The sequence below is a fragment of the Paradesulfitobacterium aromaticivorans genome (assembly GCF_054657415.1).
Genome location: NZ_BAAHYT010000011.1, coordinates 1,136,878 through 1,161,172, shown reverse-complemented (window position 1 = coordinate 1,161,172; position 24,295 = coordinate 1,136,878). Strand labels below are relative to the sequence as shown.

Genomic DNA, 24,295 nt, shown 5'->3' with positions numbered 1-24,295 from the left:
GAAAACAAGAGGCAGGGCCTAAAGGGAGGAATGAGGGGTGTCGCTGCGGACGGAGATCGAACAAGCTATGGGGCTAAAATTCCCGGAGCAGGGCGGAGAGCCGGTTATTCGCTTTGAAGAGTCAATGGAGGTTCCGCGCTCTGCCGAAAACTTAATGCGTGGCTTCTACCGCGACCCGGAAAAGGTCCAAAGTGCTTTTAACCGTTTACTGGCCGAGACGGGTTCGCTCCTCGATGTGCTGCTGCCACGGCGGTCACGGCTGCGCGAATGGACGGAAGAACTGCCGGAACGTCCGCATGACGCCGAGTCTTTCCTGCGCACCAGCTCTGAGCAATTGGTCACAAAAGAACAGCGCATGCTGCAAGCGGAAAAAGACTTGCTCCAAAATTTAAAAGAGAATGCCATTGAGGATCTCTTTCCAGTCCAACTTAATGCGTTTGGGGTGTGTTCGGTACGGGAAAGTTCTGTTAAAATATTTCTCAAGTCTCTCAGTCAACTGGCAGAAATTCTAGAGTTAAATCCGGAAAAGTTAAGGTTTACGGTGCGGATTCATTTTCTATTTCTGCTGCTCTTGGTTTCCGGTTTAGACCTGGACGGAAAGAGTTTCGCCCGCAGCGGGGATGAACCCATGCTGCACGCGCTGGCCGGTGCTTATGCCTATAAATATTTAGGCACTCAAGCACCTGAATACGTGCACTGCTATAAGCAGTGGTTTCAGGCGTGGGGCGGAAGCAATCCGTCCGCTTTGCTGCTAGCTGAAGAAAGCGCAGAAAAACTGCGCGCCGCCATGATTTTCTGGCGGCGGCAGGATCTTAGCTGGGAAGCGTGTTGGCGCATCGTGGGAGAGTTTGAGAGTTTAAGACCGGGCGCAGAGAGCCAGAGCTTAAGGCCAGTCAGCAAGTTCATACGGCCTGAGGATTTCTAAACGATCCTGGCGCAGAGAAATGATTCCTGCTTTTTTCCAACTGCTGAGCGTACGATTCACAACTTCCCGTGAAGTTCCAATCATACTGGCCAAGTCGCGGTGGGTAAGTGTGGCATCAACATATATTGGCTGGCCGGGTTGGCTTCCCGGACGGGCCAGGCGCAAGAGCAATGCTGCCAGGATCCCTGCAGTGGAGCGGCTGGTTAAAATCCTGATGAATTCTTGGGCAAGGCGCAGCCTTTTGCTTAAGGTGCGGATTAAAGCAAGGGCGATGGCGGGGTGGCTCCTGACTATTTCCGGCATGGCTTTGTTGTTCAGAACTAAGAGCGTGCTTTCTGCTACAGCTTCGGCAGAGGCGGGATATGACCCGCCTTCTAGCAGCAATTCTTCCGCAATACTGGTGTTCGGTCCATACCAGTCGAGTATTTGTTCATCTCCGTCAACCAGGGTTTTACTGAGTTTTATTTGACCGGACAGCACAAAATAGACGTTAGAGCCCATTTCTCCTTCCGTAAAGAGGATTTGCCCTTTGCGGACATGGCGCTGCTTGAGGTGCGGAAGCAGTGGAATTAAATCCTCCGGCTGCAAAGAAGATAAGAGGGGGAACCGCAAAAGTTCGTCAACTGGAATCACGACTTGACCTCATTTCATTAAACATAGGAGGGTTCATATGGGAGAGAGTTTTTTGGCGGGAACGGAATACAAAGATTATAACCTGAAAGAGAAGAACCTAGAGGACATTTTACAGGAATTAATAAATTCTAAGTGGCAGGTTTCTCTGAAAAACGATGAGATAACTGTTTTAGTGGAAGCAGAAATTACGGTAACTGCAGTTATCAGACGGGAAAACAGAATTGAAGCAGGGCATCTGACTCTTGATGATATCTATTTTGAGCTCGCTAATGACGGAGGGTTCAAAATCTTTTTTTCCTTAGTTCAGTATCGGAAGATAGAAAAGTATAGCGGGAGCTTTAATTTCCGCTTTGACAGTTATTGGTGGAGCTTCCGCCGGGTTTAAGATTAGCAGTGTAGCGTGAGGGGCTTGCACTCGCATAAACTGAATTGAGTTTCCTGAAAAAGTCTCTCATACGCATTAAAATATCGAACGCAGGGGCAATCTAAGCAGGGGGGGAATGGAGTGGAACTGGAACTCGTCCCTATACGCTTGCAGTGGGTGATTAAGACCCCGTTTCAGGTCTTATTCCTGTTGGTTGTAGCCGTTTTCACTGTTATTATTCTCATTAATGCTGACTGATTCATTCGATTTCTTGATCGTGTGAAGGAGTAGCATCGACCTGCTGACAGGCCCGCACTACTTCGGCCATGACGCGGGCTTGATCAGGCAAGGCCTGGGATTCCCACTGTGTCAGAATTTCCCCGCGCAGAGAGACATAATAGCGGGCAGGCAAGCGGTTAAGGGCCATAGCCATGATGTCGGACTGGCAGCGCTCACAGCCGCAACGAAGCTTGCTCCGCTTTAAATAATCCTGGAGTGCCTGCCGGACAACTGCTTCGGTATGGTTTTTTAACTCGTACATGGTAATGCCTCCTTTGTTTTTATTCCTTAATGTTATCTTAATGGTTTGTTAACGCCAGAACAAGCAAAATTTTCCCGTAATATACCCATAAGGGGTATACAAATGTTTGTTAGTCCGTTATAATAAAGGACATAAAATTCCCACGTTCGGCTAAGGCTAAGACAGAGTAAAAGAACGTGGTTTTTTATCAATTCAACTTAAGGAGGGGTAAGGTTGGCTAAGTTGTTGTCCGAGAAGGATGCTACCGCAATCAAGGACTATTTTTCCCAGCAACTGGTTAATCCGGTAACTCTCCGTCTCTTCTTGCAAGATCCCAGTGAGCCGGGAGAGTGCATGTATTGTTCAGAGACGGAGCAGATTGCTCAGGAAGTCGTGGGTCTAAGCGATAAGTTGAACTTAGTTGTCCACAAGGCTACTACTGAAGACAAGGCTAAGGAATATAATGTTCAGTATTTTCCTGCTCTGGTACTGGAGAAGGAAGAAGGAACTGATACCGGGGTAAGGTTTTATGGTATTCCTTCCGGGTATGAGTTCGGGGTACTTATTGAAGACTTAGCGGATCTTTCCAGCGGTAAGATTAAGCTTACTGCAGATGTAATCCAACAGGTTGAATCTGTCCAGAAAGATGTGACAATTAAAGTCTTTGTCACACCTACCTGACCGCATTGTCCCCGTGCCGTGCGCACGGCTCACCAGTTTGCCATGCTTAATTCACATATTAAGGCTGAATCGATTGAAGCAACTGAGTATCCGGATCTGTCCCAAAAATATAATGTATATGGCGTTCCCAAGTCAGTTATTAATGAAGATGTTCAGTTTGAGGGAGCAGTTCCGGAAGCTGTGTTTGTCAAGAATTTGATGAAAGCTGTACAGTAAGTAAGATAAGTAATTTGCCGATAAGAAAAACCTCCCGCGGGAGGTTTTTCTTATTACGCTAGCGTTTAAGTTTGTTGGCTAGTCCCTGCCAGAAACGGTTGTTTTCATACCCGAGCCGCCAAATGGCGATGCCGCGCAGGCGGTAGGATTTGACAAATCCGAAACGCACTTTAGCGGAAATTTCATTTTCGAACCAGACTGTATGCTTCTGACGCTCCTGCCAATAATAGAAATACGGCTCGACCGCTGGGTCAGACCAGAGGACGCGTGCTTGAGTCTTAGCAACCACCTCCGGAATATCTCGCATTGGGATCATGCGCGTAGACTCATTAGACCAATCATAACCATAAACAGGGATGCCGACAAGGATTTTCGTGCGCGGAATGTGTTTAATGGCATAATCGAGTGCCTGGGTCATCCAGGGCAGGCTGGCAACCGGTCCGGCATCTCCGCCACTATAGTGCTCGTCATAGGTCATGATCGTGATTGCATCACAAATGCGGCCAATGGCGGCAAAATCATACCCCGGGCCTTCCCATTCCGAGCGTTTGGCAGGAACGGCAAGAGTTAGAAGAAGCCCACGCTTGTGTAGAGCAGCTGCCATAGATTCGAGAAATGAGACATATAAAACTCTGTGCTCCTTTAAGATAGCCTCAAAATCTAAATGTACGCCGGCTGCTGACAGGGGAGTTAGTTCCAAAATGTTGTTAATCATGGAGCGCTGAAGAGTAGGCGAGGACAGAACACCCCCAATTAACTGGGAGTCAAAACGGGAGCCGCTAAAGTTATGGAAGAGAATCAGAGGCGCGATGCCTCGTGCTCTAGCTTCAGACCACAAACTAGTGCTCAGGTTGCCCCTAAAACTGGCATCAGGCTGGACTAAATAAGCGAAATCTGCATAAACATCGATACTGCTGCCTAACTGTCTTAGAGTTTGTAATGAGCGTGTATCTCCCGGAAAATCCTCGGCAGCATACCCGAGAACCCATAACCGTTTTTCGGTCAGGTTTTTAGCTTGTTCGCTCCAGTTAGCCAAGTTTGTATTCCCCCTTAGATATTTATTAAAAAAAATTATAAAAAATGGGTTTTTGAGCCTCCTTTTAAGATAAGAATATGTAGGACGTAGGTAGAAATTTTCTTGTACAACGAGAAAATTAATTCAGTTAGTGCATGCCCTTAGAATCGAACTACGAACATCGAATATCGAACCGCGAATTTCGGGGAGGTGAATAAATCATGGGAAAGGTTCTGCTTATTGCTACCGGCGGCACCATTGCCATGCGCAAAGATCAGTTCGGCAAGGCGGTCCCGGCGGTGAGCGGTCGAGATTTGCTTACGAGCTTGCCAACTCTGGCTACAGAAGCAGAATGGGAAGTTTTTGATTTTAGCAATTTGGCCAGCTGCAACATGTCGCCGACACGCATGCTTGATTTGGCAGGGGAAGTAGAGCGGAGGCTTAGCGCAGACGCAAACCTCCAGGGAGTAATTATTACGCATGGAACTGACACTTTGGAGGAGACAGCCTACTTTTTGGATGTAACGATTAGAGATCCCCGACCGATCATTCTAACCGCTTCGCAACGCGATGCATCTGAACGGGATTCTGACGGGCCGCGTAACCTGCGGGGAGCAATGTTGATTGCTCTTGACAGACACGCCCGGGGGCGGGGAGTAGTGATTGAGCTTAATGAGGAGATTCACGCCGCCCGCGATGTGCGCAAGCTGCACACCAGCAGCGTAGACGCCTTCAGTTCCGGAGAAATAGGATCCTTGGGGAATATTGATAACGGGGAAGTGATCTGGCACCGGCGGCCGGAACCAACGGTCAAGCTGGGACTGCCTCTGCACTTGGCTGAGGTCGGGATCATCAAGGCCTATACTGGCATGCCGCCTGAGCTGATAAGGCTAGCGGTTAAACACGAACTTTCCGGGCTTGTGATCGAAGCGTTTGGCAGGGGCAACCTCCCCCCTCAACTAGTGCCGGAGATTAAAAATACCGTAAGTTTAGGTGTGCCGGTAGTCATAAGCTCACGCTGCTTATTTGGCCGCACTGCTCCAGTTTACGGCTATCCCGGCGGGGGCGCGGATTTGGAACAAGCCGGTGCTTGGTTTGCGTCTGATCTTTCAACGGAGAAAGTAAGGCTTTTAATGGGGATTGCCTTAGCTTGGGGAACTACACCTGAACGGCTGAAATCTATCCTGATCAGTGGGGGAGTCGCGGAAGGGCATATTAAGGGAAAATAACTAAATAAAGGTTTACACCTTAAGCAATGTGTACTATACTAAATTCAAGGGTCTCACTGAGATCTTAACAACTAAATTTCTGCTAGGGGTGCCCCGTTCGGGGCTGAGAAAGAGGGAACTCTTAACCCTTTGAACCTGATCTGGTTAGAACCAGCGTAGGAAAGCCTGAAGTCCGATTTTTTTGTGATATCGGAATTCCAAGAACAGCTTGCCCACGGGCAGCTGTTCTTTTTTTGCGATAGCAAGATCAGGCCAGCGGACTTGGCGCTAAGGATTTATGTTATCCGGGGCTACTAGCAGAGATAAGTACGAGGGGGGGAAATATGAACATTACCGTGAACGGCAAGGAAGTCGAGATTCAGGATGGCCTCGCTTTGCGCGCGTGGCTGGAGGGCCAGAAAAACTTCAAAGCATGGACAGTCGTGGAGTATAACGGGGAAATTCTCGAACGCGAGTTGTGGCCCAGCACTCTCTTGCATGAAGGGGATAAGCTGGAAGTTCTTGTATTATTGGGAGGTGGGTAAAAAGTGACACAGGTAAACATGCCGATTGTGTCGGTTGAAGATTGGTTGGAAATAGGCGGGGTTAAGCTCACCAGCCGTTTATTCGTCGGTACCGGGAAATTTCCGGCGCACGCGGTAGTTCCCTCGGTTATAGAGGCTGCCGCTTCCCAAGTGGTCACGATGGCCTTGAGACGGGTGGATTGGCAGAATCCGCAAGAAAATATTCTCAATTATCTAACGGACGGTCTGGTACTCTTGCCCAACACTTCGGGTGCCCGCACGGCCGAAGAAGCGGTGCGTATTGCCCGTCTGGCGCGGGCGGCAGGCTGCGGGGACTGGGTCAAGATTGAAGTGATCCGTGACCAGCACTACTTACTGCCGGATAATTTTGAAACGGTTATAGCTACAGAAATCCTGGTGAAGGAGGGTTTTACTGTTCTGCCCTATGTTAGCCCTGACTTAAGCACGGCCCGGAGGCTGCTTGAAGCTGGGGCGGCAGCAGTGATGCCCTTGGGAGCGCCGATAGGGAGCAACCGTGGGCTTAAGACGCGGGAGTTAATTAAAATTTTAATTGAGGAAATACCGTTACCCGTGATCATAGACGCTGGAATTGGTCGTCCGTCTGAGGCGGCGGAGGCAATGGAGATGGGGGCTGCGGCTGTACTCGTTAATACGGCTATCGCCACTGCTGAAAACCCCGTGGCAATGGCCAGGGCTTTCCGGCTGGCGGTGGAGGCGGGGCGTCTGGCACATCTTTCCGGCCCGGGAGCGCGCACAGAGCAAGCCCAGGCTTCGTCCCCCCTAACGGGCTTTTTGCATGAAGCATTAACGGTTGACTGAGGATGGTGCAGTGATGTTTTACGACTATCTTAAAGCGCAGCGTCAGAAACTGGCTTTTCTCGAAGATCATATTTTCCAGGAGAGTGATGTCAAGCGGGCTCTGGCTTGTGAACGGTTAGATCCTCATGATTTAATGGCCTTGTTGTCCCCGTCAGCTCTTCCCTTGCTGGAAGAGATGGCGCACAAGGCCCGTCAGTTAACCGTCCGGAATTTCGGCAGGACAATATCCCTGTTTGCGCCTTTGTATCTAGCTAACTACTGTGCTAACAGCTGTCTCTATTGTAGCTTCAATTGCAGGAATTCAATCGAAAGGCGTAAGCTTACCCTCGGGGAAGTAGAGTTAGAAGGGCAGGCCTTGGCGGCTACTGGGATCGAGCACCTTCTGCTCTTAACCGGGGAGTCGCGTCAGCATAGCGGCCCCGCGTACATTCAGGCTTGTGTAAAACGCCTTCGTCCTTACTTTGCATCTCTGGGAATTGAGGTTTATCCCTTGGCAGAAGAGGAATATAGAGATCTCTATGAAGGTGGAGTGGATTCCTTGACTTTATTTCAGGAGACTTATGATGAAGAGGTCTATGCTTCAGTTCACCCTGCCGGGCCCAAACGCGACTACCGCTGGCGTTTGGATGCACCTGAAAGAGCCTGCCGGGCCGGAATTCCCGGTGTTAATATCGGTGCCTTGCTCGGGTTGGGAGAGTGGCGGGAAGATGCCTGGGCAACCGCACTGCATGCGGAATATTTGTACAAGGCCTACCCGGATGTAGAAATCGCTCTCTCTGTGCCCAGGCTCAGGCCGCATGTGGGTGGTTTTCAGCCCCAGTCAAGCCCGGTAACGGACGTTGCCCTGGTGCAGATCATACTGGCGTACCGGCTTTATCTGCCGCGCGCCGGTATCACAGTATCTACCCGCGAAAGCCCCCGTTTGCGGGAATCCTTGCTTCCTCTGGGGGTAACCAGAATGTCCGCAGGTTCTTTAACATCTGTCGGCGGGTATGCATCCACGGCCGGGAGCACACAGTTTGAAATAGCGGATGAGCGCTCTGTACCAGAGATCGCTTCTATGCTTAGTCGGAGCGGTTACCAGCCGGTATATCGCGACTGGATCAACTTGAAGGGCATCGAGGGGAGTGCAGGCAGGTGAATACAGTTCAAGGAGCTTCACCCGTTCAAAACGCTTCTGAGACTGCGAGAAGTTCAAGAGTTCAAAAACCTTCCGTGCTCGTACTGCGTCTGATGGATGCGAATCTGAACCGGGTGGCTGAGGGGCTTAGGGTTGTAGAAGATGTTTTGCGCTTCGGCCTGGAAGACGGGGAACAGTGCCTTAAGGTAAGAGGAATGCGCCACGCAGTGCGCGAGGCTTTCCGAGACTTACAGCACAGGCTTCTGAGTGAACGAGATGTTGCGCGTGATCCGGGGCTGTTCATTAGCCAGCAACAGGGTTTAGACTGCAAGGTAGGTTTCGAGGGTCTGTTGCTTGCTAACCTCAAACGGGTTCAGGAAGGACTACGCGTGCTGGAAGAATCAGCCCATCTGTTGGGGGAACGGCCCCTGGCTAAAGAAACGGAAAAGCTGCGCTTTGCCTCATATAATTTAGAGCTTGAGCTCGCTCCTTATCTCTACCCGCTAAGTCCCAGAGAAGACAAGGCCGCAAGGAAAAGCCTCCCGTCAGGTTTGTACGCTCTAACCGCGGAGAGGCATTCCCTGGGCCGGAGCAACCTAGAGGTTGCCAAAGAAATCCTGGAGGCAGGGGTAAAAATTCTGCAGTACCGGGAAAAAGAGAAAACACAGCACCAAATGTATCGGGAATGCCTGGAACTTCGCCGTCTGACGGACGCAGCTGGGGCAGTGTTCATTGTTAACGATCATGTCGAGTTAGCTCTGGCAGTAGCTGCCGATGGGGTTCATATCGGGCAGGACGACCTGCCGCTGTCAGTGGTAAGGGAACTGGTCGGACCTGAGTTAATGATCGGGATTTCTACGCATTCCCCGGAGCAGGCCCAGGCTGCTGTGGCAGAGGGAGCGGATTATATCGGTGTCGGGCCTCTCTATCAGACGCATACGAAAACAGATGTCTGTGCTCCGGTTGGCCTTGATTATTTGCGCTATGTGGCTGCGCATATAGAAATTCCGTTCGTAGCTATCGGGGGCATCAAAGAACACAATCTGGCTGAGGTGGTGCGGACAGGCGCCAGGACAGTGGCCTTGGTGACAGAGATAGTGGGCAGTCCCGACATCACAGGGAAAATAAGATCCCTGCAGGAAATGATGCTAAGCCCTGAGTCAAGGGTGTAGCAGAGAGAGGGTGAAAGGATGGCAACACAAATGACTGCTGCCAGGCGCGGGGAGATCACCCCGGAAATGCGGATTGTGGCAGCAAAAGAGAATATGGAAGCGGAAGAACTGCGGCGCAAAGTAGCGCAGGGCAGAGTGGTAATTCCGGCAAATCATTATCACCACAGTCTTGAGGCTGAAGGTATCGGAGAAGGACTGAGGACGAAAATAAATGTCAATTTGGGAATTTCCAAAGACTGTGCCAACATCGAAAATGAGCTGGCAAAAGTGGAAAAAGCCCTGGCTCTGAAAGCGGAAGGGATTATGGACTTAAGTAATTACGGGCAAACGGAAGAATTCCGCCGACGATTGATTTCCGAATCTACTGCTATGATCGGAACTGTGCCTGTATATGATGCGGTGGGGTATTTGCAGAAAAAACTTGAGGATATCACACCGGCAGAGTTTTTGGCTGTGATCGAGAAGCACGCTCAAGAGGGAGTAGATTTTGTCACTGTTCATGCCGGGCTTAACAGGCAAACCGTGGAGCACTTCAAGCGTACGCAGCGCCTTACTAACATTGTATCCCGCGGCGGCTCCCTGCTCTACGCCTGGATGGAACTTAACCACGCGGAAAACCCCTTCTATGAGTATTTCGATGAAGTGCTTAAGATCTGCGCCGAGTATGATGTCACTCTTAGTCTGGGAGATGCCTGTAGGCCTGGAAGCTTAGCTGATGCCACGGATGCGGCCCAGATCGAGGAATTGATCGTTTTGGGGGAACTTACTCTGAGAGCGTGGGCTAAAGATGTGCAAGTTATGATTGAAGGGCCGGGGCATGTCCCTCTCCATGAAGTGGAGGCTAACGTCCAACTGGCTAAGAAGTTGTGCCATGGCGCGCCTTTTTACGTCTTAGGGCCATTAGTTACGGATATCGCACCAGGATATGACCACATTACGAGTGCCATCGGGGGAGCACTGGCCGGGAAGGCCGGGGCAGATTTCCTCTGCTATGTGACCCCAGCTGAACATTTAAGATTACCGACCCTTGAAGACATGCATGAAGGGATTATCGCCTCGAAAATCGCCGCTCATGCAGCCGATATTGCCAAAGGGATTCCGGGAGCGGCAGAGTGGGATCGGGAGATGAGTACAGCGCGCCAGGCGTTGGATTGGGATAAGATGTTTACGCTGGCGCTCGACCCGGAAAAGGCTCAGCGCTACCGGAAGGAATCAGCACCTGAGCATGAAGACAGTTGTACCATGTGCGGGGAGATGTGCTCGATGAGGCTGATGAACAGATTAGCAACTCTTTAGCTTAATCAACGAAAAGTGCTGCAGACGTTACTGATCTTTAGAGTAAGCACACCACGGACCGCACCTTTGCTCGCATGTCCAGGCTATTTCTGAGAAGGAGGATTTACACCCCTGTCGTCCGGGGTGCGGGGCTTCTCCCCACGCTGTGACATGGTAAGATAACAGAGAGCATAGCCTAAAAACGAGAAAGAAACTGCTGTTGCGAAAAAGTCTAAGCTATTCATTAACCCACTCCCCTTATAATACTTCTTCTATTTTATAGACGTATTAAACCCTCTATTTGGTTACACAAAAATTGCGTAGATGGCAAAAAAAATTCAGGAGCGGTCTAACCGCTCCTGAATTTTGCTAAAGAATATCTTTTTATTAGGGGACTATTACGGTGCAATCCAGGTAGACGTTTAAGCTATAGTACTTGTTTCTTTAGTAAAGATAACTCGCGTATATCCTCTGTCTGTTCGGCAGAGAGGACGTCAAGCAGCTCTTTTTTTAGTTTAATGGCTTCTTTACGCAATAGCATGTCAGGGTGGCGTGGACGGGGAAAAGGCACGGGTAGGTCTATAACTATTGCAGCAGGCCTCTGGCTTAAGACAATGACCCGGTCCGACAGGAGAATCGCTTCTTCGATATCATGCGTGATAAAAAGAACGGTATGCCGAGTTTCATGCCAGAGAGAGAGCAGCCATTCCTGCATGTGGCGGCGGGTGAGAGCGTCAAGTGCTCCGAATGGTTCATCAAGCAGCAGGGTGTCCTGCCCGAAAAGTATGGTTCGGACTAAAGCCGCGCGCTGGCGCATCCCTCCGGAAAGTTGGTGCGGGTAATTATGGGCAAATCCCTCGAGACCAAGGCGTTTGAGCCAGATAAGAGCCTCCTCACGGGCTTTCCCTTTATCCTGACGCCGGACTTCACTGCCTAAAATCAAATTATCTAAGAGGTTGCGCCAAGGAAAGAGTAAGTCTTTTTGTGGCATGTAGCCGACATTCCCAGCGCTGCCTTGGATCGGACGCCCATTCAGCATGATTCTGCCCCCGTCCGGCAGTTCCAGCCCGGATATGAGGTTACAGAGTGTGCTCTTGCCGCAGCCGGAGGGGCCGATCAGGGAAACAAACTGGCTCGATTCAATTTCAAGGTTAAGCGAGTCAAGCACTGTCAGGCGACCGCCTGCGTAAGATTTGGACACATTTTCAAGAGCAAGCATCGATACTTCACCTCGGCTTCGTTCATGCAATCCGACACCATAAAGCTATTTAGACCAGATATTATTTCGCTGGCAGATACTCATTGCTGAAGGCTTTGGCCGGGTCGATCATTTTCTGCAGGAGGTTGCGCTCGACCAGCCATTTGGCGTAGTTTTCCCAGACAGCGGCTTTTTGTTCTCCCCAGCGGGGTGCATCTCCTTGGTATTTGGGGCTGAGCCAAGCCTGGCTCTTTCTGATGAGATCCGGATTAGCTTCGGGAGCGTTCTTGATCAGGATCTCCGCTGCGTCAGCCGGATTCGCGATGGCATACTTATAGCCATCGCTGGTAGCCTTCATAAAGCGGCGCACGAGGTCAGGATTAGTTTTGATGTTGTTGGCACCGGTGGTTATGACCGGCGTGTAATAGTCCAAGGACGGGTCGACATCTTTAAGCCAGATCATGTTTAGGGGCTGGTTGCGCAACTCTGCTTCAATTCCGGTCCAGCCGTAGAAAATCCAGGTGGTGTCAATATCTTTGGACAGGAGCGTGAGCTGATCTGCCTCTCCGATATTAACTATCTTAATTTTTTTGAAGTCCGCGTTTTCCTTTTGCATCAGTGCCTTAAGTACAGCTTCCTCTGAGGGGAGCCCCCAGCCGCCGTAGGTTTTTCCTTCGAAATCCTTGGCTGTTTTGATATTGCGCTCCGGGACGGAAGCAAATCCGGAAGTGTTGTGCTGAATAATTGCAGCCAGGGATACAAGCGGCAGGTCGCTCGCCTGGGCGGTAGTGACCTGTTCTTGCTGACTGACCCCAAAGGCAACTTTACCGGTAGCTACCAGCTGTTCGACAGTGCCTTGGCTGGAGGGCGGCACAATCTGGACATCGAGCCCTTGGTCTTTAAAGAATCCTTTATCCTTCGCAACATAAAGCCCGGTGTGGTTGGTATTGGGTGACCAGTCAAGCATGATGGTGACCGGGGTCAGGCTTTGGTTTGAGGGGGCAGGGCCGGTGCTCCCGCACCCTGTCAGCAACAGGACGAACACCACTAAGGCAGTTAATAGCTTTTTCATATTAATTTTACTCCTTTTACTTAAGTAGTTTTTTGTTTAAGTAATTTTTTGTTTATTTTTAACTAAGTAGTCTCAGTTCACTGTGCTGGGTGGTTTTGTTCACTTCTTATCTGAGGTCAGCCAGGGGAGAGCTAACCATGAAAGGGCTGAAATCAAGAGGAAATAAACAAAACTTAACACGGTAATTGTTAAGATGGCGGCAAATACTCTGTCCGTGAGAAAAGAATGGGATGAGTTAGTAAGGTACACTCCGAGGCCGGAACTGGCTCCAAGCCATTCCCCGATTACTGCTCCCATGACGCTGTAAGTTGCGGCTATTTTCAGCCCGGCAAAGAGGGAAGGCAGGGCGTGAGGCCAACGCACCAAGCGCAGTATTTGCCAGCGGCTGGCACCCATTGAGCGGAGGAGTCTTGTGAAGTCCGGGTCACTCGTTTCCAGCCCTTCAAGGAGGCTGATGGTAACGGGAAAATAGCACACGAGAATTACGGTAATTATTTTAGGCAGGAGGCCATAGCCAAGCCAGAGAATCAAGAGGGGGGCGACCGCAATCAGCGGGATGGTCTGGGAAATAATCAGAAAAGGATAAAAGAGACGTTTAACCAGCGGGAAAATCCCCATGATTAAGCCGGTGGCTATTCCGGCCAACACCGCTAGGGCAAAACCGGCGGTGGTTTCCATCACCGTAGTTAAGGCATGCTGCCAGAGCAGTTCTCTTGTTTGCCACAGAGCTTGGCCCACCTGGCTGGGGGCAGGTAACAGCCATAAGGGAACTTTGAGGCCTTTTACGGCCATTTCCCAGACTACGAGGACAATAATGAGCAGAATTAAGGCGGGAATGCTTTGGCGGAGCTTGGGCACAGAAAGTCCTTGGTCACGGTATTTGTCCACCTGTTTACTGCCCCCGGTATTTGTCGATTTTTTCCGCGATGGTGGAGCCGGAAGGAACGTAATCCATCTTAATATTGGTAAGGACGCGGGAAGCCCCGGCTTTTATGCATGCTTCCTGAGCCTGGCGGATTATCTGCCACAGGGTCTCCGGTTCTCCTTCCATGGCGGTTTCCAGGGGGCCTACTTCGTAGTTGACACCGCTCCTTGCTACAACGTCAATGGCAGCATCCACCACCTCATAAATACGGGCTTCTTCAACAAAGGGAATAACTTGAAACGACATTGTGATTCTTGGCATATTTTAGTCTCCTTAATTTCAATTTCTTGAGCCTGAATTCATTAAGAAGAAATTTTAACGGTTCAGCATTTAAAAACTAAAAACCGCACTGTAATGCGGCGCGTTACACCTCCCTACGCTGGCATTACCCAGATCAGGTTTAAGGTCGGACGAATAGGTCGTCCCTCTCAGCCGGCTGTTCCAGCTCCCTTGAGTCTCACTCTTTAATTCTAGCCCTATCCTAGCATACCAAAGAGCTAAATGCAACAGCAATATCCCAGAAGATTCGGACAGCTGGCGGAGTTTTTCGACATCGACTGCTTTGGATAATGTCCAGTACTTGGGTTATACTTCTGGACAAAGGGCTTTAGATTGCTTACTATTAAGCAGAAGGGTAATCACCGGAAAAGAGTTTCGAGGAGAATCAAAATGGATTTTGCAGGAAAAGACAAAGCTACATATGTCCGGGATATGTTTAATACGATTGCCGGACGCTACGATTTAATGAACACTCTGATGAGTTTGGGTATGGACAGGCGCTGGCGTCAGGTTGCCGTGCGTTTTTCCGGAGCCAAGCCGGGGGATAAAATGCTTGATGTGTGCTGTGGCACCGGCCAACTTTCTTATGAATTAGCGAAGACTGTAGGCCCGAAGGGGCAGGTTACAGGCGTTGATTTCTCGGAAAAGATGCTGGCTGAGGCCAGGGTGCTTGTCAAAGATAAACCCTTGGCTCAAAACATAAAATTGCTCCAGGGGGATGCTATGGATTTGCCGTTTGCGGACAACAGCTTCGATGGAGCTACTGTCGGCTGGGGGCTAAGAAATTTGCCTGACTTAAAGAAAGGAATTCAGGAAATGACCAGAGTCGTGAAGCCTAGCTCATGGGTAGTTTCCCTAGATATGGCGAAACCATCCACACCGGTTTTCAAAGAGATGTATTGGCTTTACTTTGAAAAACTTGTGCCTGCGATGGGCAAACTTTGGGCAGGCAAGAGAAGCGCCTACAGCTATCTCCACGATTCAGCCCGCACCTTTCCTGCCCAGGAGAGACTGGCGCGTATATTTAAAGAGTGCGGCCTGACTGAGACGGGCTACCGTAATCTGGCCGGAGGAGTAGTGGCTGTGGTTTACGGGAGAAAACCGGCGGCCAAGCAGGGCAACTAACGGGAGTGCCGGGCGAAGCCGGGGTAAAAAGTTGAGGGACAAATTGCGACATAAGTTCAGCAATAAGTTTAGTATAAGTTCAGGTAAAAGTTCCGGTTAAGGGCTGTGAGTGTGAAGGGGAAAGACATGGGAAAGTAGGTGCGAGATTGCTACAAGCTGAAGCAGCTTTTGTGGCCCTGAGAGAAGATGAACATTTAGGACCGGTGGTGCGTAAGTGGGGAATCTGCCCGCTTATGCCTCATCCAGAGTATTTTCGGGAGCTATGCGAAAGCGTCCTGGCTCAGCAGATTTCCGGCAAAGTAGCCCGCGCTCTGGCTGAACGCCTGCTTGCCCAACTAAACGGGAGGCTTACGCCTGAGGCCTTGGCGAGTTTGAGTACGGAAGAGTTGCGTGCGCTTGGCATCTCGGGACGCAAAGGAGAAACCTTGCTGGAACTTGCGCGCAGTTCCTTAACAGGGGACATTCCCCTTGCTGAACTTGGCGGGCTCGATGATGAGGAGATCAGGGGCATTCTAACTAAAGTCAAAGGAATAGGGGATTGGACAGTTATGATGTTTCTTATTTTTTCCCTTAACCGCCCACGGGTGATTCCGGCCTCGGACTTTGGCATCCGCAAAGCTGTTCAGCGAGTGTACGATTTGTCAGAAATGCCAACGGTGGAGGCGGTTAAAGAGTATTTTGAGGGTTGGGCACCACACGAGACGGTAGCAGCCTGGTACCTATGGCGGAGTCTGGAAAATGACGGGAGGGCGTAAAGAACTATCACCCTGTTAGATGCTTTGTGAAGAATTTTATCAGCTTGATAAAGAGTAAATCGAAGTTATAGGGGCTGTCCCGAAACGTGTTGGGGGACAGCCTTGCTTTATGGGCTAAATATTAGATTGACAAGGAGCGAAGAACTAAAGCAATACCCTACGAACCGCCATTGATTAAATCCATGTTAAATAAGCTTATTCGGTAATTGAGTATTTACTTTTATAAGACTATACTTTGTTCGTTATTGCGCGAGTGCTGTTGAGGTTTGTATATCTTACTTAGATTAAGGCACAAACTAATAAGAAAAACTTCTTACAGATAGGTCATTGATTAGGAGGATAAGGCAAGATGGCTACGTCGAACACGATTTTCTGGCTCAAACTTCGCACCTGGATCTTTGGACACCCCCTTTCGACTCAGAATGCCGAGCACGCTAAGGTGGGAGTTATGGGTGGAGTGCCAATTTTCGGGTCCGATATTATTTCTTCCGAGGGGTATGCTCCAGATGCGATGCTTTATGTGTTGCTAGCTGCCGGGGCGCTTGGCTACAGTTATATCATGAAAGCCTCTTCGTTAATAGTGGTGCTTTTAGTGAGCATCCTACTTGTCTACCGCAAGGCGATCCAGAAATACCCGCAAGGCGGAGGCTCCTATACTATTGCTAAAGCCTATTTGGGAGAAACCTTTGGCTTAATCGCGGGAGCCAGTTTAACTCTCGATTATGTTCTGACTGTATCAGTGAGTGTGAGTTCGGCGATTGAAAACCTAACAGGGGTATTTCCCTGGTTGGTACCCACCGGACATAAGGTACTGGCGGATTGCCTGGTGATACTTTTTGTGGCCTGGATAAATTTGCGCGGGCTCAGAGAATCAGCCCGCTTGTTTGCTTTGCCTGTTTACCTTTACATCTTCACTTTAGGTTTGCTCGTGGTCACAGGGGTGACTGAGATAGTTCTTCACGGTGTAACACCGGTCGGAACGGCTCAACTGACAGCAGGTACTACCGGTGGAATGACATGGTTTTTGTTTGCCCGGGCTGTGGCAGGTGGAACGACCGCCCTCACTGGCTTTGAGGCGGTAAGCAATGGTGTGTCAGCTTTTAAGGCTCCGGCGCAGACAAGAGCCATCCGTACTCTGATTGTGTTAGCGGTAGTAGTCGGTGTAGGTTTAGTGGGACTTACTTATTTAGCCGGGTCCTATCATTTGGTGCCCTCAGAAGACAACACAATTTTGAATCAACTGGGTTTGATTGTGTTTGGTCGGACGATTCCTTATTATTTACTGATGGGAACAGTGGCAGCAATCTTAGTCATCGCTGCCAATACTCCTTTTGCCGGTTTACCGATATTGCTCAGTTTGATGGCCCGCGATGGCTATGTGCCACGTTATTTCAAAAACATGGGAGACCGCTTGGTGTATAATACTGGAATCTGGTTCCTGTTAACAGTTTCTGTGGTACTTATCCTAGTATTTCATGGGGATACTCATACGATGCTTCCTTTATACGCGATCGGAGTATTGCTGTCGTTCGCGTTGACCGGGATCGGGCTGGCCCTTCATACTTGGAAGGAGAAAGAAAAAAGGTGGGTATCCGATTTTAGTATCTTTAGCTTTGGCGGAGCCGTATCGTTTTTGGTCTTCCTCGTCTTTATTATGACGAAGTTCAGGGAAGGGGCCTGGATTGTTCTGGTTGCCCTGCCCTTGCTGGTCCTGGTTTTTCGCACGATTGGCTCGGTTTACCGCAGCGAACTTCAGGACTTAGCGGTTACGCCTGAGGCTTTGGCAGATTACCGCCTGAACCAGGCTAAACTTAAACGGCGGCGGGCTCATATTGATCTGGCGGAATATAAAAACAAAATTGTTGTGCCGGTCTATGACCTTAATCTGATCGTGCTCAAAACGCTTAAATACGCTCATTCGTTAACTCCTCAGGTTACAGCCGTCCATATCGCTTCAGATCCGGAACGTACAAAAAAGCTACTCAGGCACTGGTCGGAACACCAAATTGAAATTCCCCTGGAAATCGTAGATTCCCCTTATCGCGCCACGGTTCACGACTTTTTTAGTTACCTTGACAAGCTTGAAAAGCAAGGACAACACTTTGACACGATTACGGTTGCCATTCCGGAATATGTTCCGTCAAAGATGTGGCACAATATCTTGCACAACCAAACAGGGCAGTTAATCAAGTTAATGCTGTTATTCCGCAAAAATATTCTTGTTACGAGCGTTCCTTATCACCACCCGCCTGAACGGGAGGCTTATCGCACGGCTCCCCATTCGGCTTAGGATATTGGGGGAGCCAACTCGAAAGCGCGACAATTTTTCAAGCTTTTGGGTTCGGTCCCTCTTAATATCGCCCTGTGAAAGGATCCAGCATTGGGTCTGAAGTTTGTTGGTTTGCCTAGCGGGCCGCGTGGTCAGGATAGTGAGGAGGCGGGGTTTCAGCGCGTTCGAAAGTTGAATGCATAGCTTTGAGGGCTTTGTCAACCGTTTCATCCGGGTAGGTGACACAAAAGCGCACATAATTCTTGCCTTCTTCTCCGAAGCCGCTGCCGGGAGCTACCACCACATTTGCTTCTTCCAATAAGAAGTGGGTAAACTCATCTCCATCCATATTCCCAGGTGCCGGAACCCAGAGATAGACTGTGGCTTTTGGCGCTCTAAGCCTCCAACCCCAAGAATTAAAGAAATCCACCAAGCGTTTAAGGCGTTCTGCATAAGCTTTATTGTCCATAACAAAGAAATTGGGCTTTAAGCTTAGACGCATAGCCTCAGCGCCTGCATACTGGATCGGATTAAAAATTCCGGCGTTGACATGGGTTTCAATAATTTTCAGTCCCTGGAGAATCTCCGCATTACCTACTGCCAGTCCCAGCCGCCAGCCCGCCATATGATACGCTTTGGAGAAGGTGAAGAATTCTAGGGAGCGTTCTTTGCTCCCAGGGACCGACAATAAGCTGGGAGCGACATCATGCTCGAACTTAGTCATGGCATATGCATGGTCATTGACCAGGATTAAATCAAACGAGCGTGCAAAGTCCAAGGTTTCTTCCCAAAATTCAGTTGAGACAGTGACAGCTGTCGGGTTATTCGGATAGTTAAGAAACATTAATTTAGCTTTGCGCGCAATGTCCGTGGGTACTTCTCGGAAATCAGGCAAAAAATCCGGGGCCTTAAGCGGCATGGAATATGGCTTGCCGCCCGCTAGTATTACCCCAGTGCGGTAGCTGGGAAAGGCGGGATCAGGAACTAAAGCTAGGTCGCCGGGATCAAGCCAGGCTTGGCAGAAATGCACAATTCCCTCTTTTGAGCCTTGGAGAGGAAGAATTTCATGGTCCGGGTCGAGTTTGACCCCGTATTGGGTCTCATACCAAGCGGCGGTTTGCTCACGCAGGAGTTTAAGCCCGTCAAAATCAGGGTAGTGATGGTTTAAGGGTTCAACGGCCTGCTCACGCAGTATTTCTACGACGTTAGGGTGGGTCGGCCTGTCCGGGTCTGACTTAGAGAGCACGATCAGATCCTGCCCTTGCGCGCTTTTCTCATGAATGAGCTGATCGAGCTGGGCAAATAGATAGGGGGGAAGATGTTTTAATTTTTCTGAGTGTTTCACGTTGCATCCCTCCGATTTGTTGTTAGTTTGTGCATAGGCAGGGATGCTATAAGTGGGATATTTTGGGCGCATTATTTTTGCTTATTAGATCAAACTATGCATGACGATATGTCGTTAAGGAGGAATTCAGATGAAGGTACGGGATATCATGACTTCCCAAGTTAAGTGCGCTAGTCCCAACTCATCCTTGTTGGAGTTGGCTAAAATGATGAAAGAGGAGGATGTTGGTTCTGTGCCCGTATGTGAGCAGCAGCACTTGATGGGAATAGTAACAGACCGGGATATTGTGATACGGGCAGTGGCCTTAGGGCAAGATGTTAATTCGATGAAAGCTTCAGAAGCGATGAGTACGAATGTTACAACGATCGGCCCGGATGCCGATATTCACGAAGCAGCTGATCTGATGTCAAATAAGCAGATTCGCCGCCTCCCGGTCGTAGAGCAGGGGAAAATTATCGGGATCTTAGCTTTGGGAGATTTGGCGGTTGAGCAGATCCATATTGACGAGGCAGGAGAAGCTTTAAGCGACATTTCCCAGGGAGTGCAGCACTAACAGAAAAGCGATGTTGGCAAAGCGGGAAATTAATCTGACCAACGACATTGGCAGCAGCTATTAATACGGAAAGAGCGTTTAGCGTAAATAACGTTGGACGCTTTTTCTTTTTTAGATTATTTTATGCATTCGCGATAAGAATAGATCATGAGATACATCATGAGATACACGTGAGATACGCGATTATTATGTGGTATAATTGATTGTGAGAGGTTCAAGATGAGGAGTGATTATATGGCTGTTCAAATAGGGCAAAAAGGCCGTGCCGAGACAGTGGTCGCGGAACATAATACGGCTAAGGCATTGGGGAGCGGTTTGGTTGAAGTCTTTGCCACCCCGGCCATGGTTGCGCTGATGGAAGAGGCTGCTGTGCAGGCACTTGATCTAGTGCCTGGGGAGTCTAGCGTGGGAACCGCACTTGAGATTAAGCATTTGGCAGCTACTCCCCTTGGCTTAAAGGTCTGGGCTACGGCTGAGTTAATAGAAATCGACCGCCGCCGCCTTGTCTTTAGCGTGGAGGCTTTCGATGAACAGGAAAAGATCGGAGAAGGAAGGCATGAACGCTTTATTATTGATAGCTCCAAGTTCCTGGATAAAGTGAATGCTAAAGGAAAGGAACAAGGGATCTGATGCAGCCGGAGAGCTTTTTCGTAGTCGCGGGGAAAGAAACCTGGGAACAGGTGATCGACAAATCACGCTTTATCGGGATCATAACTCCGGTCACCAATTCCGCAGAAATTGAAGATGCTTTTCAAGCTATTCGTGAGCACTATCCTAATGCCCGCCACTATGTCTATGCTTATCGCCTGAAAGAAGGACAGACAGAGAGAGCTTCAGATGACGGGGAACCCCAAGGAACAGGAGGGAGACCCATCCTCGATGTGCTCCAGCATAAGCACGTCTGGAATGTGTTAGTGGTCGTGGTACGGTATTTTGGCGGAATCCTGCTGGGCACGGGCGGGTTAACCAGAGCGTACAGTTCGACTGCGCGCGAGGTTCTGGAACAGGCGTCACTTAAACTGCTGCAGCCGCACGTTGTTTTTATCCTTCATATTCCCTATTCCTGGTACGATCAGGTCAAATATCATTTTAGTCAGCGCGGGTGGGAGGCAGGCAAGGAAAACTTTACAGAATTCGTTGAAGTTGAGACCTATATTCCGCTGGCCGAAGCTGAAACCTTCGGGAGTTGGCTTACTGAGTATACAGCTGGACAAGCTGCCTGTGAGAAAGGCGCGACAATCTGGCGTCCCGGGAATTAGCAAACACCGCCGAAGCAAGCGGTGTTTTACACATATAAAGAAGGGGATGAGGCCACACTATTAGGGCTTAAGGTGGTGGTCGTCCTGTTCACACTGGCCCATTGGGTGTTTCTGGGATTTATTCTGGTGATAATTGCGACGTTGATCGCACGCAAACAGCCTATATTACCCGGGGCTTTAGGGATTTTGGCTGTCGGTTTGGCGGAACGGTTCAGCTTTCCCGGGGCTCTCGAGATCATGTTCCGGGCGCTCATGCTTTCAATGCAGAATCTCTTAACCATAATTCTCTTAATCGGAATGGTTGTAGCACTCACAAAACTGTTACAGGATACCGGAGCTGATGTTATTATTACCCAGCCTCTGCAAACTCTGCGCAACCCGGTGCTGACTTACTGGGTTTTAGGGGTTGTGATGTGGGGTATGACTTTGTTCTTATGGCCTACTCCCGCCGTAACCCTTCTGGGAGCGGTGCTCGTTCCGACTTTGAGTCGGTCTGGCCTTAATCCGATGGCCATTGCGATGAGCCTGGCTATTTTCGGAGAGGGGCTTGGCCTTTCGGGAGACTTCGTGATTCAAGGAGCTCCTTCTTTATTAAGCAAGGCCACCGGTTTACCGTTAGCAAGTGTGTTAGATGCTCTCTGGCCCGTGGTTTTGGCAAGCGGTTTAGCAGCGGCAGCGGTTGGAGACTGGCAGCAACGCCGTTTAAGCAAACACACGGGCGCAATGACAGCAATTCTGCCACATACTCAGGCAGGCAACCAAGGTAAGAGCAAATTAGCTAGTAAGACAAAAATTGAGAACACAGGGGCTCATCCAAAAAATACGAACCCTGCGGCCCGTATGATCGGATTTCTTGTTCTGTGCGGCTATGCGGTGGCGATTGCAATTTTAATCTTAGGGAAGATAAAAGGGGATGGAGCAAGCGCCATAATCGGGGGAGTTACGCTTATTATCTTAATAACCGGAACCTTGTTAAAAGACAGGGGAAACGCCTTTTCCACTTTTGTAGAGTATGTGCGCCACGGTCTGCGCTTTTCCATCAGTACTTTTACCCCAATAATTATTATGGCGGGATTTTTCTTTATGGGAACGGCGACAGGTACGTTAGCTGTATTCGACCGCCATGAGCCGGGCTTTTTCAGTGATTTCGCCACTTCCCTGGCGCACGTTTTTCCTTTGAACAAATGGATAGCCGGATTGTTTGTGATGTTAACCGCAATGCTAGGTTCTATGGATGGTTCAGGGTTTTCCGGTTTGCCTCTTACCGGAGGCATAGCAGTTGCCCTTAGTGAAGCTGCCGGTTTGCCCCTCGCTCCCTTGGCTGTCTTAGGACAGATCGCTTCAATATGGACCGGCGCAGTGCTCATTCCTTGGGGTTTTGCGGCTGTGACTGCGGCCGTGGCCGGGGTCGAAGCCCAGACTCTGGTTAAGTATAATTTGCCTTCATATCTTACCGCTTTGGCGGTGGCTTACCTCTGGACTATGATGCGGCTATAAGTCACTCAAGTACACTTTGATTGCGACCGGTGTTTTTGGCGCGGTAGAGGGCATTGTCTGCACGGGCGATTAGGGAAGTAACAGTGTCTTCGAGACGCCATAAGGTTGCTCCGATGCTTACGGTAATTGAAACTTCTTCTTCCGTGTCAGGGTTTACTATTCTGGTAAATTGAATGAGATTACGTACTTTTTCACTCACCGTTGTAATCGTTTCATCCGTAGCCTCCGGGACCAGGAGCACAAATTCTTCTCCGCCGTAACGGGCCAGGATATCTTCTTCACGTAAATGAGTTGCCAACACTTTCACTACCGTTTTAAGGACGATATCCCCAAACTGGTGTCCATAGCGGTCATTGAAACTCTTAAAATTATCTACATCAAGGATGAGCAAGCCAAGAGAAGAATGGGGCTGACGCCGTTGGCACAGAGAAATATGCTCGCGCAGCCTTCTCTGGAAATATCTATAATTGTATACTTCCGTCAGACCATCGGTAATAGAATCTCTTTGCACGAGTGCGTAGAGGAGGGCATTGTGCAACGCGGAAGCCGCATAACCTGCAAGTGTTTCTAAAAACTCCATTTGGGACTGGGTAATTTCAGGCTGCCTGATGGAATGGATGTTGATACAGCCGATTTTACGCTGGGCGCTTAGCAAAGGAAGGCAGCAAACTAAACCCCACGGGCCTTCGTCATGCTGTGGGTAATAAACAGTTTTCTCCTCACCCATGATTTTCCGTATAGATGAAAAATCGTAGTTAGGGGGAAATTTGGGATAAGGGGTGGAAGAATCGAATAAGCCAATAACTTCAATGGATTTGCCCAGATCTACGCATAGACATACCGAGGCCTTCTCAACCGCAACTAGGGCTGAGATGGCGCTAATAATGTTGCTTGCGATTACCCGTGTATCAAGAGACGCATTTAAGGCTCTCGCTATTTCAAGAAGGACATGCGTATAAAGATGAACTTCTTCCAAACGGGTTTCAAGAGAACGGATTTCTTCTTGCAATTGCTCGACAATCCTGTCGGATGGCGAATTTCTGTCCGGCATACCAGGCCTCCTTACAAGAAATCCCACTACTGCCTGATGCTATTTATTATTCTCTGTTAAATTTGATATTCCTCTACCTAATTATATTTTTCATTTTTTTGTCTGATAAATATTTCTTCAAATTATACGGCTTTTCTTGTCGCAGGGAGGATATTTACGCAAATAGAAGGAGAAAGCTTGAGATCTGTCGAATAAATCGCATAGAGAGAAAGTAAGGGGGGAGACCTCATTTTAGCCTATGAAGTTGCTGCGGCTGCAGGCAGCCTCCCATTTATAGTGCTCTTGAGCAGGATAGCCCATTGGTTCGGACTTAGGAAAAAGGACGGTCTGTTCATTGGCCTTGTCTTAACTGCAGAGGTTTTGCTTCTCCCTTTTGCACTTCGCTATAACCAGGTATTCTGGTGGGTTGGATTTACAGCCTTAACGGTAATTTTGCCTCCGCTCTGGCTTACTAAGAAGATAGGGACGTCAGAG

General features: G+C 49.4%; 25 protein-coding genes, 1 pseudogene and 2 riboswitches. Of the genes and pseudogenes, 17 read left to right on the top strand and 9 right to left on the bottom strand.

Annotated features, from left to right (window positions below; genetic code table 11):
• The first annotated feature begins 37 nt into the window (after positions 1 to 37).
• Positions 38 to 925 (top strand): hypothetical protein, encoded by an 888-nt coding sequence (locus ACYQ2N_RS22440; protein ID WP_460001664.1) that lies wholly within the window; start codon positions 38 to 40, stop codon positions 923 to 925.
• Here ACYQ2N_RS22440 and ACYQ2N_RS22435 read toward each other — a convergent pair.
• Positions 884 to 1,558, bottom strand: a complete 675-nt coding sequence (locus ACYQ2N_RS22435) for a Crp/Fnr family transcriptional regulator (protein ID WP_460001663.1) — start codon at positions 1,556 to 1,558, stop codon at positions 884 to 886. The genes ACYQ2N_RS22440 and ACYQ2N_RS22435 overlap by 42 nt on opposite strands.
• Positions 1,559 to 1,595: 37 nt before the next feature.
• On the opposite strand from ACYQ2N_RS22435, the gene ACYQ2N_RS22430 reads away from it, so the two are divergent.
• Complete coding sequence (locus ACYQ2N_RS22430) at positions 1,596 to 1,943, top strand: hypothetical protein (RefSeq protein WP_460001662.1); 348 nt, start codon at positions 1,596 to 1,598, stop codon at positions 1,941 to 1,943.
• Between the two features lie 238 nt (positions 1,944 to 2,181).
• On the opposite strand, the gene ACYQ2N_RS22425 is transcribed toward ACYQ2N_RS22430, so the two are convergent.
• Positions 2,182 to 2,463, bottom strand: coding sequence for a late competence development ComFB family protein (locus tag ACYQ2N_RS22425; protein ID WP_460001661.1), 282 nt, complete (start codon positions 2,461 to 2,463; stop codon positions 2,182 to 2,184).
• A 213-nt stretch (positions 2,464 to 2,676) separates the two neighbouring features.
• Between ACYQ2N_RS22425 and ACYQ2N_RS22420 the strand changes: the two genes are divergently transcribed.
• Complete coding sequence (locus tag ACYQ2N_RS22420; RefSeq protein WP_460001659.1) at positions 2,677 to 3,123, top strand: thioredoxin family protein; 447 nt, start codon at positions 2,677 to 2,679, stop codon at positions 3,121 to 3,123.
• Positions 3,124 to 3,135: 12 nt separating this feature from the next.
• Positions 3,136 to 3,339 (top strand): annotated as a pseudogene (locus ACYQ2N_RS22415) (thioredoxin family protein); the annotation flags it as partial.
• A 58-nt stretch (positions 3,340 to 3,397) separates the two neighbouring features.
• On the opposite strand, the gene ACYQ2N_RS22410 reads toward ACYQ2N_RS22415, so the two are convergent.
• Complete coding sequence (locus ACYQ2N_RS22410; protein WP_460001658.1) at positions 3,398 to 4,375, bottom strand: glycosyl hydrolase family 18 protein; 978 nt, start codon at positions 4,373 to 4,375, stop codon at positions 3,398 to 3,400.
• Between the two features lie 200 nt (positions 4,376 to 4,575).
• Here ACYQ2N_RS22410 and ACYQ2N_RS22405 point away from each other — a divergent pair, with 200 nt between their 5' ends.
• From ACYQ2N_RS22405 to thiC, 6 genes are all read left to right on the top strand, one after another.
• A complete protein-coding gene (locus tag ACYQ2N_RS22405; protein WP_460001657.1) occupies positions 4,576 to 5,583 on the top strand; it encodes an asparaginase in 1,008 nt (335 codons plus the stop codon).
• A 74-nt stretch (positions 5,584 to 5,657) separates the two neighbouring features.
• A riboswitch (TPP riboswitch) is annotated at positions 5,658 to 5,762 on the top strand.
• A 144-nt stretch (positions 5,763 to 5,906) separates the two neighbouring features.
• Positions 5,907 to 6,107 carry a sulfur carrier protein ThiS gene (thiS, locus tag ACYQ2N_RS22400; RefSeq protein WP_460001656.1) on the top strand — a complete coding sequence of 67 codons (201 nt, stop codon included), beginning with the start codon at positions 5,907 to 5,909 and terminating at the stop codon, positions 6,105 to 6,107.
• An 18-nt stretch (positions 6,108 to 6,125) separates the two neighbouring features.
• The gene (locus ACYQ2N_RS22395) at positions 6,126 to 6,926 is read left to right on the top strand and encodes a thiazole synthase (protein ID WP_460001782.1); all 801 of its coding nucleotides are present in this window, start codon (positions 6,126 to 6,128) and stop codon (positions 6,924 to 6,926) included.
• Positions 6,927 to 6,939: 13 nt separating this feature from the next.
• The gene (gene thiH, locus ACYQ2N_RS22390) at positions 6,940 to 8,067 is read left to right on the top strand and encodes a 2-iminoacetate synthase ThiH (protein WP_460001655.1); all 1,128 of its coding nucleotides are present in this window, start codon (positions 6,940 to 6,942) and stop codon (positions 8,065 to 8,067) included.
• Entirely contained in the window at positions 8,064 to 9,218 is a 1,155-nt protein-coding gene (locus ACYQ2N_RS22385) for a thiamine phosphate synthase (RefSeq protein WP_460001654.1), read from the top strand. The genes thiH and ACYQ2N_RS22385 overlap by 4 nt, the downstream gene beginning before the upstream one ends.
• A gap of 18 nt (positions 9,219 to 9,236) precedes the next feature.
• Positions 9,237 to 10,514, top strand: a complete 1,278-nt coding sequence (thiC, locus tag ACYQ2N_RS22380; RefSeq protein ID WP_460001653.1) for a phosphomethylpyrimidine synthase ThiC — start codon at positions 9,237 to 9,239, stop codon at positions 10,512 to 10,514.
• A gap of 406 nt (positions 10,515 to 10,920) precedes the next feature.
• Here thiC and ACYQ2N_RS22375 read toward each other — a convergent pair whose 3' ends face one another.
• The 4 genes from ACYQ2N_RS22375 to ACYQ2N_RS22360 form a co-directional block, all read right to left on the bottom strand.
• Positions 10,921 to 11,712: an ABC transporter ATP-binding protein gene (locus tag ACYQ2N_RS22375; protein WP_460001652.1), complete on the bottom strand. Its 792-nt coding sequence runs from the start codon at positions 11,710 to 11,712 to the stop codon at positions 10,921 to 10,923.
• Positions 11,713 to 11,773: 61 nt separating this feature from the next.
• Positions 11,774 to 12,763, bottom strand: coding sequence for an ABC transporter substrate-binding protein (locus ACYQ2N_RS22370; RefSeq protein ID WP_460001651.1), 990 nt, complete (start codon positions 12,761 to 12,763; stop codon positions 11,774 to 11,776).
• Positions 12,764 to 12,862: 99 nt separating this feature from the next.
• Positions 12,863 to 13,651 (bottom strand): ABC transporter permease, encoded by a 789-nt coding sequence (locus ACYQ2N_RS22365; RefSeq protein ID WP_460001650.1) that lies wholly within the window; start codon positions 13,649 to 13,651, stop codon positions 12,863 to 12,865.
• A 4-nt stretch (positions 13,652 to 13,655) separates the two neighbouring features.
• On the bottom strand, positions 13,656 to 13,949 hold the full coding sequence (locus tag ACYQ2N_RS22360; RefSeq protein WP_460001649.1) for a thiamine-binding protein: 294 nt from the start codon (positions 13,947 to 13,949) through the stop codon (positions 13,656 to 13,658).
• A 92-nt stretch (positions 13,950 to 14,041) separates the two neighbouring features.
• A riboswitch (TPP riboswitch) is annotated at positions 14,042 to 14,150 on the bottom strand.
• Positions 14,151 to 14,357: 207 nt separating this feature from the next.
• Here ACYQ2N_RS22360 and ubiE point away from each other — a divergent pair.
• From ubiE to ACYQ2N_RS22345, 3 genes are all read left to right on the top strand, one after another.
• Positions 14,358 to 15,092, top strand: coding sequence for a bifunctional demethylmenaquinone methyltransferase/2-methoxy-6-polyprenyl-1,4-benzoquinol methylase UbiE (gene ubiE / locus ACYQ2N_RS22355; protein ID WP_460001647.1), 735 nt, complete (start codon positions 14,358 to 14,360; stop codon positions 15,090 to 15,092).
• Positions 15,093 to 15,238: 146 nt separating this feature from the next.
• On the top strand, positions 15,239 to 15,847 hold the full coding sequence (locus tag ACYQ2N_RS22350; protein ID WP_460001646.1) for a DNA-3-methyladenine glycosylase family protein: 609 nt from the start codon (positions 15,239 to 15,241) through the stop codon (positions 15,845 to 15,847).
• A 349-nt stretch (positions 15,848 to 16,196) separates the two neighbouring features.
• Positions 16,197 to 18,137, top strand: coding sequence for an APC family permease (locus ACYQ2N_RS22345; protein ID WP_460001645.1), 1,941 nt, complete (start codon positions 16,197 to 16,199; stop codon positions 18,135 to 18,137).
• Positions 18,138 to 18,252: 115 nt separating this feature from the next.
• Here the strand turns inward: ACYQ2N_RS22345 and ACYQ2N_RS22340 are convergent, their stop codons facing one another.
• Positions 18,253 to 19,461, bottom strand: coding sequence for an aminotransferase class I/II-fold pyridoxal phosphate-dependent enzyme (locus tag ACYQ2N_RS22340; RefSeq protein ID WP_460001644.1), 1,209 nt, complete (start codon positions 19,459 to 19,461; stop codon positions 18,253 to 18,255).
• A gap of 130 nt (positions 19,462 to 19,591) precedes the next feature.
• Between ACYQ2N_RS22340 and ACYQ2N_RS22335 the strand changes: the two genes are divergently transcribed.
• From ACYQ2N_RS22335 to ACYQ2N_RS22320, 4 genes are all read left to right on the top strand, one after another.
• Positions 19,592 to 20,014, top strand: coding sequence for a CBS domain-containing protein (locus ACYQ2N_RS22335; RefSeq protein ID WP_460001643.1), 423 nt, complete (start codon positions 19,592 to 19,594; stop codon positions 20,012 to 20,014).
• 234 nt (positions 20,015 to 20,248) lie between these two features.
• On the top strand, positions 20,249 to 20,644 hold the full coding sequence (locus ACYQ2N_RS22330) for a thioesterase family protein (protein WP_460001642.1): 396 nt from the start codon (positions 20,249 to 20,251) through the stop codon (positions 20,642 to 20,644).
• Positions 20,644 to 21,273 (top strand): YigZ family protein, encoded by a 630-nt coding sequence (locus tag ACYQ2N_RS22325; RefSeq protein WP_460001641.1) that lies wholly within the window; start codon positions 20,644 to 20,646, stop codon positions 21,271 to 21,273. The genes ACYQ2N_RS22330 and ACYQ2N_RS22325 overlap by 1 nt, the downstream gene beginning before the upstream one ends.
• A 21-nt stretch (positions 21,274 to 21,294) precedes the next feature.
• Complete coding sequence (locus tag ACYQ2N_RS22320; protein WP_460001640.1) at positions 21,295 to 22,770, top strand: citrate transporter; 1,476 nt, start codon at positions 21,295 to 21,297, stop codon at positions 22,768 to 22,770.
• Between the two features lies 1 nt (position 22,771).
• Here ACYQ2N_RS22320 and ACYQ2N_RS22315 read toward each other — a convergent pair whose 3' ends face one another.
• On the bottom strand, positions 22,772 to 23,821 hold the full coding sequence (locus ACYQ2N_RS22315) for a sensor domain-containing diguanylate cyclase (protein WP_460001639.1): 1,050 nt from the start codon (positions 23,819 to 23,821) through the stop codon (positions 22,772 to 22,774).
• Between the last annotated feature and the right edge of the window lie 474 nt (positions 23,822 to 24,295).

Bases quoted from the DNA above. Each gene is read 5' to 3' on its own strand.
- ACYQ2N_RS22330 (WP_460001642.1), top strand. From the start codon at position 20,249: ATGGCTGTTCAAATAGGGCAAAAAGGCCGTGCCGAGACAGTGGTCGCG.
- ACYQ2N_RS22405 (WP_460001657.1), top strand. From the start codon at position 4,576: ATGGGAAAGGTTCTGCTTATTGCTACCGGCGGCACCATTGCCATGCGC.
- ACYQ2N_RS22425 (WP_460001661.1), bottom strand. From the start codon at position 2,463: ATGTACGAGTTAAAAAACCATACCGAAGCAGTTGTCCGGCAGGCACTC.
- ACYQ2N_RS22430 (WP_460001662.1), top strand. From the start codon at position 1,596: ATGGGAGAGAGTTTTTTGGCGGGAACGGAATACAAAGATTATAACCTG.
- ACYQ2N_RS22345 (WP_460001645.1), top strand. From the start codon at position 16,197: ATGGCTACGTCGAACACGATTTTCTGGCTCAAACTTCGCACCTGGATC.
- thiH (WP_460001655.1), top strand. From the start codon at position 6,940: ATGTTTTACGACTATCTTAAAGCGCAGCGTCAGAAACTGGCTTTTCTC.
- ACYQ2N_RS22370 (WP_460001651.1), bottom strand. From the start codon at position 12,763: ATGAAAAAGCTATTAACTGCCTTAGTGGTGTTCGTCCTGTTGCTGACA.
- thiS (WP_460001656.1), top strand. From the start codon at position 5,907: ATGAACATTACCGTGAACGGCAAGGAAGTCGAGATTCAGGATGGCCTC.
- ACYQ2N_RS22395 (WP_460001782.1), top strand. From the start codon at position 6,126: ATGCCGATTGTGTCGGTTGAAGATTGGTTGGAAATAGGCGGGGTTAAG.
- ACYQ2N_RS22315 (WP_460001639.1), bottom strand. From the start codon at position 23,821: ATGCCGGACAGAAATTCGCCATCCGACAGGATTGTCGAGCAATTGCAA.
- ubiE (WP_460001647.1), top strand. From the start codon at position 14,358: ATGGATTTTGCAGGAAAAGACAAAGCTACATATGTCCGGGATATGTTT.
- thiC (WP_460001653.1), top strand. From the start codon at position 9,237: ATGGCAACACAAATGACTGCTGCCAGGCGCGGGGAGATCACCCCGGAA.
- ACYQ2N_RS22325 (WP_460001641.1), top strand. From the start codon at position 20,644: ATGCAGCCGGAGAGCTTTTTCGTAGTCGCGGGGAAAGAAACCTGGGAA.
- ACYQ2N_RS22375 (WP_460001652.1), bottom strand. From the start codon at position 11,712: ATGCTTGCTCTTGAAAATGTGTCCAAATCTTACGCAGGCGGTCGCCTG.
- ACYQ2N_RS22335 (WP_460001643.1), top strand. From the start codon at position 19,592: ATGAAGGTACGGGATATCATGACTTCCCAAGTTAAGTGCGCTAGTCCC.
- ACYQ2N_RS22360 (WP_460001649.1), bottom strand. From the start codon at position 13,949: ATGCCAAGAATCACAATGTCGTTTCAAGTTATTCCCTTTGTTGAAGAA.